This window comes from Halorarius halobius (assembly GCF_024298865.1).
In the GTDB taxonomy this organism is placed as follows: domain Archaea; phylum Halobacteriota; class Halobacteria; order Halobacteriales; family Haloarculaceae; genus Halorarius; species Halorarius halobius.
On sequence record NZ_CP101161.1, the window covers coordinates 2,173,615 to 2,185,375 of the forward strand.

At 68.7% G+C, this 11,761-nt stretch carries 11 protein-coding genes; 8 read left to right on the top strand and 3 right to left on the bottom strand.

What is annotated here, in order from left to right; all coding sequences use genetic code 11:
* Positions 1–24 precede the first annotated feature (24 nt).
* Positions 25–1,056 carry a deoxyhypusine synthase gene (locus NL112_RS11430; protein WP_255148967.1) on the bottom strand — a complete coding sequence of 344 codons (1,032 nt, stop codon included), beginning with the start codon at positions 1,054–1,056 and terminating at the stop codon, positions 25–27.
* Positions 1,057–1,159: 103 nt separating this feature from the next.
* On the opposite strand from NL112_RS11430, the gene NL112_RS11435 reads away from it, so the two are divergent.
* The 6 genes from NL112_RS11435 (at position 1,160) to NL112_RS11460 (ending at position 6,505) form a co-directional block, all read left to right on the top strand.
* Positions 1,160–2,122: a beta-ribofuranosylaminobenzene 5'-phosphate synthase family protein gene (locus NL112_RS11435; RefSeq protein ID WP_255148968.1), complete on the top strand. Its 963-nt coding sequence runs from the start codon at positions 1,160–1,162 to the stop codon at positions 2,120–2,122.
* 78 nt (positions 2,123–2,200) lie between these two features.
* Positions 2,201–3,040 carry an RAD55 family ATPase gene (locus NL112_RS11440; RefSeq protein ID WP_255148969.1) on the top strand — a complete coding sequence of 280 codons (840 nt, stop codon included), beginning with the start codon at positions 2,201–2,203 and terminating at the stop codon, positions 3,038–3,040.
* Positions 3,041–3,090: 50 nt separating this feature from the next.
* Positions 3,091–3,798, top strand: a complete 708-nt coding sequence (locus NL112_RS11445) for a hypothetical protein (protein WP_255148970.1) — start codon at positions 3,091–3,093, stop codon at positions 3,796–3,798.
* Entirely contained in the window at positions 3,795–4,307 is a 513-nt protein-coding gene (locus NL112_RS11450) for a DUF8135 domain-containing protein (protein WP_255148971.1), read from the top strand. Before NL112_RS11445 ends, NL112_RS11450 begins: the two co-directional genes overlap by 4 nt.
* A 31-nt stretch (positions 4,308–4,338) precedes the next feature.
* The gene (locus NL112_RS11455) at positions 4,339–4,662 is read left to right on the top strand and encodes a transcription factor S (protein WP_255148972.1); all 324 of its coding nucleotides are present in this window, start codon (positions 4,339–4,341) and stop codon (positions 4,660–4,662) included.
* Between the two features lie 556 nt (positions 4,663–5,218).
* On the top strand, positions 5,219–6,505 hold the full coding sequence (locus tag NL112_RS11460; RefSeq protein ID WP_255148973.1) for a metal-dependent hydrolase family protein: 1,287 nt from the start codon (positions 5,219–5,221) through the stop codon (positions 6,503–6,505).
* A gap of 384 nt (positions 6,506–6,889) precedes the next feature.
* On the opposite strand, the gene NL112_RS11465 is transcribed toward NL112_RS11460, so the two are convergent.
* Complete coding sequence (locus tag NL112_RS11465; protein WP_255148974.1) at positions 6,890–8,155, bottom strand: Glu/Leu/Phe/Val family dehydrogenase; 1,266 nt, start codon at positions 8,153–8,155, stop codon at positions 6,890–6,892.
* Between the two features lie 137 nt (positions 8,156–8,292).
* On the opposite strand from NL112_RS11465, the gene NL112_RS11470 reads away from it, so the two are divergent.
* Positions 8,293–9,051: a creatininase family protein gene (locus NL112_RS11470; RefSeq protein WP_255148975.1), complete on the top strand. Its 759-nt coding sequence runs from the start codon at positions 8,293–8,295 to the stop codon at positions 9,049–9,051.
* Between the two features lie 27 nt (positions 9,052–9,078).
* Here the strand turns inward: NL112_RS11470 and NL112_RS11475 are convergent, their stop codons facing one another.
* Positions 9,079–9,855 (bottom strand): class I SAM-dependent methyltransferase, encoded by a 777-nt coding sequence (locus tag NL112_RS11475; protein ID WP_255148976.1) that lies wholly within the window; start codon positions 9,853–9,855, stop codon positions 9,079–9,081.
* A 134-nt stretch (positions 9,856–9,989) separates the two neighbouring features.
* Here NL112_RS11475 and ilvD point away from each other — a divergent pair, with 134 nt between their 5' ends.
* The gene (gene ilvD / locus NL112_RS11480) at positions 9,990–11,744 is read left to right on the top strand and encodes a dihydroxy-acid dehydratase (protein WP_255148977.1); all 1,755 of its coding nucleotides are present in this window, start codon (positions 9,990–9,992) and stop codon (positions 11,742–11,744) included.
* The last annotated feature ends 17 nt before the right edge of the window (positions 11,745–11,761 follow it).

Sequence of the window (11,761 nt, forward strand, 5' to 3'; positions counted from 1 at the left end):
CCGGTCAGCCGTCGCGTCTCCCGGTCAGCCGTCCAGTCGTTCGCGGGCGGCGGCCACCAGAAGCGGCAGATACACCGTTGCGTCGCCGGTGACGGTGACGTTCCGTGCGTCCTTCTTCAGTTTCCCCCACGAGCGGGCTTCGTCGAGCGTTGCGCCCGACAGCCCGCCGGTCGAGGCGGAGTCCATCGTTATCTGGACGGCGTAGTCGTACGCGTCCGGCGTGACGAGCATCGTCTGGAGCGTGAAGTTCTTCGGGACGCCGCCGCCGACGAGCAGACAGCCCGCACGGTCGGCCTCGTACGCGAGGTCCGTCAGCGGCGTCATGTCCCGCAGGGCGTCCAGCGAGAAGTCGGAGGTCTGTGCGTACATCCACGCCTGCAACCCGAGTACCGAATCCGCGACCGCCGGACAGTAGACGGGGACGTCCGACTCGTAGCAGGCGGCGGCGATGCCGGCGTCCTCGGTCACGTCCTCGCGGTCGTTGACCGCGGCGTTCGCCCTCCCGAGTTCGCGGGTCAGCCGCTCGATGCTGACGGTGCCCTCCGCTTCGAGCGGGGGAAACACCTCGTCGCGGAGGTGTGCCTCGAACAGCGAGAAGTGTTCCTGCGGGAGGTAGACGTTGTAGATGCGGTCGACCTCCTCGTCGCGCAACTGTTCGTCGTGCTCGCGCGGCGACCTGTCGTCCGCGTGTTCGGCCCCGTGGTGGTGTTTGCCGCCGACGGCCTCGATGGCGTCGTGGGTGAGGTTCGCGCCGGTCGTGACCAGCGCGTCGACGTGGCCGTCGCGGACCAACTCGGAGACGACCGTCCGCATCCCTGTCGGCGCCATCGCGCCCGCCAGCGACATGAACACGGTGCAGTCGTCGTCCGCGAGCATCTCGGCGTACACGTCGGCGGCTTCGTGGACGCTGGCGGCGCCGATGCCCGCCTCGCCGTACTGCTCGACGAGTTCGCCGACGGTCATCCCCGCCCGAACCTCGGTGTGCCCGAGCGGGTCGTCGCTGAACTCGTGGCGGTCCGGCTCCTCCCACTCGTAGTCGTCGTCGCTGTCGGTCATTGGCGTGTTTCGGGCGGGCGGGCGTTTCAAGGGCGCGATTGTCGGTCCCGAGTCTTACCGGCGTCGAAACCCGAATACCCCCGGCGACCACACCTGCGACCGGATGGCGCGCGTCTCCGCGGGGGCCCGGCTCCACGTCGGCTTCCAGAACCTCTCGCTGGCCCACGAGCGTCTGTACGGCGGCGTGGGCGTGACGCTCGCGGAGCCGCGCGTGACGGTTCGGGCCGCCCCCGCCGACGAGGTGGACTGCGCCGACCCTCTCGCGGCCGAGTACGCCCGCCGCTCGTGTGACGTCCTCGACGTCCCAGGGGTGGCCGTGACCGTCGAGGAGTCCCTACCGCGTCACGTCGGCCTCGGCTCAGGCACCCAGCTCGCGCTGGCGGTCCTCGCCGCGGTCGCCCGCGCTCACGACCGCGACCCGCAGGTTCGCGAGCACGCCCCCGCGCTCGGCCGGGGCGGGCGTTCGGGCGTCGGCGTCGCGGGGTTCGAGGCCGGCGGGTTCGTCGTCGACGCCGGCCACCCGACCGAGCGGTTCACGACCGACCGCCCCGCCGACGGCGAGTGGACGGTCCCGCCGGTGCTGGCGCGCCACGCCGTGCCCGACGACTGGCGGTTCGTCGTCGCGCTTCCGGACACGGCGGCGGGCCGCTCGGGCGACGACGAGGACGCGTCGATGCGGTCGGTCGTTGAGCGTGCGGACCCCGCCATCGCCGACGAGGTGGCGACGCTTCTGGTCCGGCGGCTCCTGCCCGCCGTCGCCGCGGGCCGGCTGGAGGCGTTCGGCACGGCGCTCGGGGAGTTCGGACGGCTCAACGGCGCGTGGTACGCCGACGAACAGGGCGGCGTCTACCGGCCGCCGGCGGGCGACATCGTCGAGCAACTGGGCGATGCTCGGGCGGTCCACGGCGTCGGGCAGTCGTCGTGGGGGCCGGCGGTGTACGGCGTGACCGACGCCGGCCGCGCCGACGAGGCACGGACGGCCGCGCGGACGGCGCTCGACGGGGCCGGCGTCGACGGCGACGTGTTCGTGGCGCGGGCCGACGACCGGGGCGCACGCGTCGAGTGAGTTCGTGACCGGCGCGTCCGGCGACGCAGGCGCCGCCGTGGTGGAGATTTAAAGACGCTGGCGCTCAACGGGGCCTGCATGGACCGGATTCCGTTCGGCATCCGCCAGCTCGACACCACCATCGACGGCGGCGCGCCACCCGGCAGTCTCGTGCTCCTCTCCGGCGAGGCGGGGGCGGGCGCCCGGGAGTTCATGTACACCGCCACGACGATGAACGCGCTCGCGGAGACGTCGCCCGACCTGTTCGACCTCTACTACGGGTCGGTGTCGCCCGGTGCCGCCGTCCCGGACTCGGTCCACTACGTCTCGTTCACCGCGGAGGCGGACCAGCTCGAACGGGAGATGTCGCTGGCGCTCGACGCCGAGATAGTCGAGGAGTCGTCGCCGGGCATCGAGTACCACGACCTCTCACCGGAGTATTTCCGGCTGTCGCCGGTCCCCCGAGACTGGTACTCCGAGCGGACCGACTCCATCGCGGACCTCGGCCACCGTACCGAGGAGCGGTCGAGCGTCCCGGAGGCGCTCGGGGGAGTGCTCTCCGAACACGCGGCCGACAGCGTCGTCGTCATCGACTCGCTGACCGACCTGCTGAGCGCGGCCGACGACGACCTCTCGTGGTCGGACGTGCCGCAACTGCTGAAGGGTATCTCCCGGGCGGCCCACGACTGGGGCGGGCTCATCCTCGTCCACCTCAACCACGAGACGCTGACGCCCGAGGAGCACGGTCAGCTCATCGACGCCTGCGACGGGACGCTGATGTTCGAGTGGGAATCGGGCGGGTCCGCGCGCGCCCGGACGCTCATCGTCCGGCAGTTCCGGGGCGTCCTCTCGCGCATCGAAGACGAGAACATCGTCCGGTTCGAGACCGAAATCGGCGAGGCCGGGTTCGACATCAGCGACGTCCGGAAGATACGCTGACCAGCCGGCGGGCGAACCCTTAACTTTCCACCACCGGTAACCCGCCCGTGATGGCCAGCGAGCCGACGGACGGGGAGCGGGTATCACGGGGAGACGACCTGGACGGCTGGCTCGACGAGCGCGCTGGAGCGCTCGGCCTCGACCGCGAACAGTTCGTCGAGCGCCTGCTCGCGGCCTACCGAGCCGCCGTCACCGGCTCCGACGACGTGGCGGCCGACGACGCGCCGCTTGGCGGACGGCTGGACCGCATCGAGCGTGAACACGAGGCGAACCTCGAGGACGTTCGCAAGCGGGTTCTTCAGCTGAAGGGGACGACCGAGGAGAAGGCGCCCGTCGACCACCGTCACGAGGAGTTCGACGAACTCGACGGCCTCGAGAAACGGCTGTCGGCGCTCGAGGATGAGGTGGACTCCCTCGCGGCGGACGCCGACCGACTACGCGACAGCGAATCGGCCATCGACGAGGAACTCGCCGTGGTGGCGTCGAAACTCGACCGGCTGGCTCGTGCGGTGGTCGAGATGCGAAACGCGGAGGAGAGCGGGTCCGGCGGCGACGATACCGACCGCCTCCGAGAGCTCCAGCGCACCGCGGCCCGCGAGGGACACGAGCGGGCCGACTGCGCCGCCTGCGGCGAGACGGTCCACGTCGGACTGCTCCCGGAGGCGTCGTGTCCGGCCTGCAACGCGTCGCTCCACCACATCGAGGGCGGCGGCCTGCTCCGGACGGCGACGCTCACTGTGGAGGCGAGCGAGGAATGAGCGAGGACGACCCCGACGGAGCGGCCGGCGACGCCGAGGACGACCCGGAGAGCGCGTTCGATGACATCGACGCGGACGCGTCGGACGGCGGCAACCCGTTCGGGGAGCTCGACGACGGGGCCGAGACCGCTCCCGGCGCCGACGGCTCGCCCGACGTGGAGATAGAAGCCGAGCCGTTCGACCGGGAGGCCAGCGGCGGCGACCAGTTCGAGTCCGTCGAGGTGGAGGATATCGACGAGGAGAGCGTCTGGGACTCGCTCGGCGACGAGGAGTCGGCGACGGCGGACCTGGACGACGGGGGGCCTCGCGACGTGGAGACGGCCGCCGAGGAGACCGTCGTCCCGAAGGCGAGCTACTGCGAGAAATGCGAGCACTTCTCCGCGCCGCCGGAGACCGCCTGCTCGAACCCGGGAACGGAGATACGCGAACTCGTCGACGTCGACCACTTCCGGGTGGCGAACTGCCCGGTCGTCGAGCGCCGCCGGAGCCTCGGCTACGACGAGAACTGAGACTTTTCACGCTCCGGCCCCCACGGCCTGTATGCAGTTCTGCGACGAGTGCGGGTCGATGATGCACGCCGACGACGGCGAGATGGTCTGTTCGTCGTGTGGCTACAGCGTCCCGAAGGACGAGGAGTTGAGCGACCAGTACACCTCGACGCAGGCGCAGGACGACAGCGACGTCATCGAGACGAGCGAGGACGCCAACTTCGAGGGGAAGCCGACCGCCGACGACGTGAAATGCGACGAGTGTGGCCACACGAAAGCGTGGTACACCATCAAGCAGACCGGTTCTGCCGACGAACCGCCGACGCGGTTCTTCAAATGCCAGGAGTGCGGCCACCGCTGGCGGGAGTACAACTAACCCACTTTTTGCTCGGGGGTCTCGCGCCTGCGGCGCTCGACGCCCGGCAAAAACTGTCATCGGGCGCGAAGCGCCCGATTGCTCGTGAGACGAGCGGTGCGCGGTTCGACCGACGGGAGAACCGCGAGGCGAGCGGGGAGCGGACGCGACCCGCGAGCGAAGCGAGTCTCACGGTGGTGAGGAAAATACGCGCGCGTGCTTCCTCCGCGCCGCTTCGCGGCGCGTCGGCCCCCGCGCGCTACGGCTCTCACTTCGTTCGAGCCGTGAACCGCCTCACGGCACCGGCGCTCGGCGGATGCTAGCCTACGGTGCTCGTGTTACCGAGCGTGTGAGCGATTCAGATTTTGGTGAGTACGCGTGGCGTAGTTACCGTGACGGGTTCTACCAAAGAGGGAGAACCGGTGTCGATGTTCCTCAACAAGGGTTTCAACGTGGCTACGACCCTCTTATCGAGAGGTGGACCGAACTCCGGTAAGGATTGGATTTACATTGCCTTGGCAGTATATAACGAAGTCGCGCGGCCTTCTTCGGCGGGGTGCCGAGAAAGAGGCCACGTATGTCAAATCGGAAACTAAACGGCCCCACGCTCATCGAAAACGCCCGCATCTTCGATGGAGCGTCCGAACACCTGATCGAGGGGACAAGTGTCTTCGTCGAAGACAACACGATTTCACGGATTGGCTCTGATATCGATTCGCCCGACGGGACGACGATACTCGACGCCGACGGGCAGACCCTGATGCCGGGACTCATCGATGCGCACTATCATACGATGCTCGCGTCCCTGCCGCTCTCGGATCTACTGTCCTCCTGGGAGGGGTACATCAACCTGATGGCGGCGAAGAACGCCGAGTCGCTCCTGTTGCAGGGTTTCACGACTGTTCGGGACCCAGGGGGAAACGCCTTCAGCCTGAAACGCGCTATCGATAACGGTCATTTTGCTGGTCCCAGGATCTACCCCTCCGGCCCGATTATCAGCCAGACGTCTGGACACGCAGACTTCAGGCCAAAGACGGCTGTTCCGGTTGACCCCAGTCAGCCGCTGACGTACCTCGAGCGGAACGCTCATGCTATCGTCGCTGACGGCGTCCCTGAGGTGACGAAACGGGTCCGAGAGGTGCTTCGGATGGGCGCCTCGCAGATCAAGTTGGCGGCCGGCGGCGGCGTCGCGTCGGACTACGACCCGCTTGACGTATCCCAGTACACCCTAGAGGAACTCGAGGCCGCGGTGGACGTGGCGGAGACGTGGAACACGTACGTCACCGTCCACGCGTATACTCCGGACGCTATCCAGACGGCGATTCGGGCAGGGGTTCGGTGTATCGAACACGGCCAGATGATGGACGAGGAGACGGCAGCGCTTCTGTCTGAAGAGGATGTCTGGCTCTCCACGCAGCCTTTCTTGGACGACGAGGACGCCATCCCCTTCCCAGAAGGCTCGGACTCTCGGCAAAAACAGCTCAGGATGGTGGAAGGAACCGAACAAGCGTACTCCTACGCCAGGGAGTACGACATCAAGACCGCGTTCGGCACGGATACGCTGTTCAGCCCGGAACTCGCACAGAAGACCGGCAAGCAACTGGCGAAACTGGAGCAGTGGTACACGCCGTTCGAGGTCCTGAAGATGGCCACCTCGGACAACGCCGAACTGTTGAAGATGTCCGGACCACGCGACCCATACGACAAGGGGAAAATTGGTGTCCTTGCCGAGGATGCCTATGCGGATCTGCTACTCGTCGACGGCGACCCCCTCGAGGATGTCTCTGTCCTCGCCAATCCCGACGAGAACCTCACGATGGTCATGAAGGACGGCACGATCTACAAGAACGTCGCCGACGAGTAGCCACCGGACTTACCTACCTGACCGGAACGTTTTGACGCAATCATGACCTCGGACAACCCCCTCCCCTACTGGCCGGTCGGCATCGCTGGTCTGTGGTCGCACCTACAGGGCCCAAACACCTGCTGACTACAGCCTCAATATTCAGCACGCCGGCTCTGACAGATATTCGGTAGAATACGTCTCGACGTGATAGTTCGGGCCTCTGTATCGAACACTACCCGCTCTGTATCGACCACAGCATCCGCCGAGTGAGCGAAGCGAGCGGGGCGGTTCACCGCGCCGAACGCAGTGGGGCCCGGGACCAAGGCGCGACCGTAGGGAGCGCCGCCGTGTCTTTTTCGTGAACGTTTTTGTCGCCGGCCGGAGGCCGCCGTGCAAAAAGGTTCAGGGGAACAGCCCGCGCATCTCGTGGGCCTTACCGACCCGTTCGAGTGCGACCACGTACGCCGCCGTCCGGAGGTCGGGCGTGTCGCGGGCGGTGTAGGCGTCGAGCATCTCGTCGAAGGCACGCGCCAGTTTGGTTTCGAGGTCGTCGTTCACCTGTTCGAGGTCCCAGGAGTACTGCTGGGAGTTCTGGACCCACTCCAGATACGAGACGATGACGCCGCCGGCGTTGGCGAGGATGTCGGGGACGACCGGGATGTCGCGCTCCCGAAGAATCCCGTCGGCCGCGAACGTCGTCGGGCCGTTGGCGGCCTCGACGACGACGCTCGCGCGCAGGTCCTCCGCGACGTCCTCGGTGATGACGTTCTCGATGGCCGCGGGAATCAGCGCGTCCACGTCCAACCGGAGGAGGTCGCCGTTCGTGATGGCGTCGGCGTCGTCGTAGCCGTCCGCGTCGGTGTAGCCGGCGATAGAGCCCGTCTCGGAGACGTGCCGCTCGATGGCCATCACGTCCAGCCCGTCGGCGTCGTGGACGCCGCCCGACACGTCGGAGACGGCGACGACGTTTGCGCCCATCGAGGAGAGCAGGCGCGCGGTGACGGAGCCGACGTTGCCGAACCCCTGGACGGCGACGGTGGCGCCGTCGAGGTCCTCGCCGAGATACTCGAACATCCGGCGGGTGGTGATGGTGACGCCCCGGCCCGTCGCCTCGACGCGGCCGGCGGTGCCGCCGACCTCGATGGGTTTGCCCGTCACTACGTCCGGGATGACGCGGCCGCCGTACATCGAGTAGGTGTCCATCATCCACGCCATCTCGCGGGCGCCAGTGTTCATGTCCGGCGCGGGCACGTCCATATCCGGGCCGATCATCCGGCGGACGCCCTCCGTGTAGCGGCGGGTGAGCTTCTCCGTCTCGCAGTCGCTCAACTCCTTCGGGTTGCAGGCGACCCCGCCCTTCGCGCCGCCGTACGGCAGGTCGACCAGCGCCGTCTTCCAGGTCATCCAGCCCGCGAGTGCGGTCACCTCGTCCATCGACACCGTCGGGTGGTAGCGGATACCCCCCTTGAACGGGCCGCGCGCGGAGTCGAACTGACAGCGGAACCCCTCGAATATCTCGACCGTCCCGTCGTCGCGCTCGACGGGTAGCGACACCTTCAGCGTCCGCTCGGGGTGTTTGAGGCGCTCGAACACGCCGGCGTCGACGTCGGCGTACGGTTCGGCGTTCTCCATCTGCGCGAGCATGTTGCCCAGCGCGTCGTCGGACATACCCGCGCTCCGCATCCGCGTTATATACGCCTTGTTACTCGCCGCCGCTCGCGTCAATACTTGCCACGCCCCCTCGATGACGTGACAGTTTCCCACGCCACCCCAACGCTTTCCGTTCCGACCGGCCGAGGACCGGTATGTCTTCTCGCGGACCGATACGTCTGGAGCGGATGACGTGGCCGGAGGTCGAGGCGGCACTCGACGACGGCACCCGGACGGCGATAGCGGCCGTCGGCTCCATCGAACAGCACGGGCCGCATCTCCCCCTGAACATGGACACGCTCGACGGCGACGCACTCGCCGCGCGCATCGCCGACCGCCTCGGCGACGCCGTCGCCGCGCCCACGATACGCCCCGGCTGTTCGGGCCACCACATGGAGTTCCCGGGCACCATCACCGTCCCACCCGAGACGCTGATGGACACGGTTCGCGCGTACTGCCGCTCGCTCGACGACCACGGCTTCGAGTACGTCGTCCTCGTGCCTACCCACGGCGGCAACTTCGCGCCGGTGAACACCGTCGCACCGGATGTCGGCCGCGAACTCGACGCCACCGTCGTCGCGCTCGCGGACCTCGACGAGCACATGCGACTCCTGAACGAGGGCTTGCGCGAGGCGGGCGTCGACTACGAACAGGACGTGATTCACGCGGGCGCCGCCGAAACGTCGGTCGTGCTGGCGATAGCGGAGGGACTGGTCCGCGAGGACGAACTCGAGGTGGGCCACGAGGGCGACGTCTCCGCGGCGCGACTGCTCGGCGAGGGGTTCCGCGCCATCACGGAGAACGGCGTGCTCGGCGACCCGCGGGCGGCGACGGCCGAGGCCGGCGAGGCCATCGTCGAGCGCGTGACCGAGGCGTACGTCGAGCGCATCGAGGCCGAACGCGACGCGACCTGAGCGGCCGGCCCCGCTACGGGCGTCGCGCTACGGCACCCTCCCCGAGACGACGCCCTCTTCGACGTGCTGGACGCAGGGGCCGTCGAGCCGTGCGTGCAGGTCGGCCGCGAACGCCGCCCGCTCGTCGCGGAGGTCGGGCGCACAGAACGACAGCGACAGCACGTACCCGACCATCTCCTCGACGGTCCACTCGCGCTCGGTTCGGGTGGTGAACCGCTCCACGTCCACGAACCCCTCCTCGGCGAGCAGTTCGTCGTACGGCCGGTCGTACTCCACGTCGTCGGGGTGTTCGCGTGCAGGGATGTCGTCGACGTAGTCGGTCACGACGTCGTACACGTCACCGCTCCAGTCGTCGCGGCCGTGTGTGAGCCACTCCTCGTCGCCGACGAGCGCGACCCCGCCGCCGGGTTCCGTCATCGCCTGCAGGCGGTCGAGCGTCCGCTCCCGGTCCATCCAGTGGAACGCCCGGCCGATGGTGGTCAGCCGGAACGAGCCCGTCAGGTCGCCGAGGTCGGCGTCCGAGCCGACGACCCACTCGACGTCGACGCCCGCGGCGTCGGCCCGCTCGCGGGCGTGGTCCAGCATCGCCTCGTTGGGGTCCATCCCGACCACCTCGCCCGCGCGGGCGGCGAGCGGGACGGTCAACTGGCCCGCCCCACAGCCCAGATCGAGGACCCGGGCGTCGGCGTCGAGGTCGAACCGGTCGACGAGGTGCTCGACGACGGCGTCGCCGTACTCCGGACGGAACTCGGCGTAGAACGCTTCGGTGTCCGCGAAGCGGTCGGCGGGGTCGCCGGGCGACATGGGACCGGACGCTCGACCCGGCGGCGCAAAACGGCATCGGTCGCGCCCGGGCGAACACGTTCGCCCCCGCGGGGAACGACAGCAACATCTGTCCGGTCGCCACCGCTTAAGCCGCCGGGCCACCACGGGCCACCATGAGCCAACAGGAGCCGCCCGAGCGCGAGGAGCCGGAGATTCCCGAGAAGCCCGAAGGTCTCCGGTCGCGAGAAGTGACCGAGGGGCCCGAGAAGGCGCCCCACCGCGCGATGTTCCGCGCGATGGGGTTCGACGACGACGACCTCGCGTCCCCGATGGTCGGGGTCGCCAACCCCGCCGCCGACATCACGCCGTGTAACGTCCACCTCGACGACGTGGCCGACGCCGCCATCGACGGCATCGACGACAGCGGCGGCATGCCGATAGAGTTCGGCACCGTCACCATCTCGGACGCCATCTCGATGGGCACCGAGGGGATGAAGGCCTCGCTCATCTCGCGGGAGGTCATCGCCGACTCGGTCGAGTTGGTCGCGTTCGGCGAGCGGATGGACGCGCTGGTCACCGTCGCGGGCTGTGACAAGAACCTCCCCGGGATGATGATGGCCTCTATCCGGACGGACCTCCCCTCGGTGTTCCTCTACGGGGGGTCCATCATGCCCGGCGAACACGAGGGCCGCGAGGTGACCGTCCAGAACGTGTTCGAGGGGGTCGGGGCGGTCGCGTCCGGCGACATGAGCGAGGAGGAACTGGTCGAACTCGAACACGACGCGTGCCCCGGCGCGGGCTCCTGTGGCGGGATGTTCACCGCGAACACGATGGCGTCTATCTCGGAGGCGCTCGGGATGGCGCCGCTCGGCTCCGCGAGCCCTCCCGCGGAGGACCCGTCGCGGTACGACGAGGCCGAGCGCGCGGGCCAACTCGTCCTCGAGTGCGTCCGCGAGGACCGCACGCCGTCGGACATCCTCTCGAAGGAGAGCTTCGAGAACGCCATCGCGGTGCAGGTGGCGCTGGGCGGGTCGACGAACGCCGTCCTCCACCTGCTGGCGCTGGCCGCCGAGGCCGGCATCGACCTATCCATCGAGGAGTTCGACCGCATCTCGAAGCGGACGCCCAAAATCGCCCAACTCCAGCCCGGTGGCACCCGCGTGATGAACGACCTCCACGAGGTCGGCGGCGTCCCGGTCGTGATTCGCCGGCTCCTCGAGGGCGGCTACATGCACGGCGACGCGCTCACCGTCACCGGCCGGACGCTGGCCGAGGAAATCGAGCATCTGGAATCGACCGGCCACCTCCCCGCGGACGACGACATCGACGCCGAGTTCCTCGCACCGGTCGGCGACCCGTTCCACGAGGAGGGCGCCATCAAGATTCTGACGGGGAACCTCGCGCCCGACGGCGCGGTGCTGAAGGTCACGGGGGAGGACAAGTGGTTCCACGAGGGACCGGCCCGCGTGTTCGAGGACGAGGAGACCGCGATGGAGTACGTCCAGGAGGGCCACATCGAGTCGGGCGACGTCATCATCATCCGCAACGAGGGGCCCCAGGGCGGCCCGGGGATGCGCGAGATGCTCGGCGTGACCGCGGCGGTCGTCGGCGCGGGCCACGAGGACGACGTGGCGATGCTCACGGACGGCCGCTTCTCGGGGGCCACGCGGGGGCCGATGATCGGCCACGCCGCGCCCGAGGCCTACGTCGGCGGCCCCATCGGCGCGCTGGAGGACGGCGACACCGTCACCATCGACATCGAGGCCCGGTCCATCGAGGTGGACCTCACGGACGACGAGCTGGCGGCCCGCCTCGACGACCGCGAGGAGCCGGAGCCCAACTACACGTCGGGCGTGCTCGCCAAGTACGGTCAGTCGTTCGGGTCGGCCGCGAACGGCGCGGTGACGAACCCCGGCGCGAAGCGCTGACGCGCGACCCGACGCCC

Coding starts and splice junctions, on each gene's coding strand:
- NL112_RS11430 (WP_255148967.1), bottom strand. CDS start 1,056: ATGACCGACAGCGACGACGACTACGAGTGGGAGGAGCCGGACCGCCAC.
- NL112_RS11435 (WP_255148968.1), top strand. CDS start 1,160: ATGGCGCGCGTCTCCGCGGGGGCCCGGCTCCACGTCGGCTTCCAGAAC.
- NL112_RS11440 (WP_255148969.1), top strand. CDS start 2,201: ATGGACCGGATTCCGTTCGGCATCCGCCAGCTCGACACCACCATCGAC.
- NL112_RS11445 (WP_255148970.1), top strand. CDS start 3,091: ATGGCCAGCGAGCCGACGGACGGGGAGCGGGTATCACGGGGAGACGAC.
- NL112_RS11450 (WP_255148971.1), top strand. CDS start 3,795: ATGAGCGAGGACGACCCCGACGGAGCGGCCGGCGACGCCGAGGACGAC.
- NL112_RS11455 (WP_255148972.1), top strand. CDS start 4,339: ATGCAGTTCTGCGACGAGTGCGGGTCGATGATGCACGCCGACGACGGC.
- NL112_RS11460 (WP_255148973.1), top strand. CDS start 5,219: ATGTCAAATCGGAAACTAAACGGCCCCACGCTCATCGAAAACGCCCGC.
- NL112_RS11465 (WP_255148974.1), bottom strand. CDS start 8,155: ATGTCCGACGACGCGCTGGGCAACATGCTCGCGCAGATGGAGAACGCC.
- NL112_RS11470 (WP_255148975.1), top strand. CDS start 8,293: ATGTCTTCTCGCGGACCGATACGTCTGGAGCGGATGACGTGGCCGGAG.
- NL112_RS11475 (WP_255148976.1), bottom strand. CDS start 9,855: ATGTCGCCCGGCGACCCCGCCGACCGCTTCGCGGACACCGAAGCGTTC.
- ilvD (WP_255148977.1), top strand. CDS start 9,990: ATGAGCCAACAGGAGCCGCCCGAGCGCGAGGAGCCGGAGATTCCCGAG.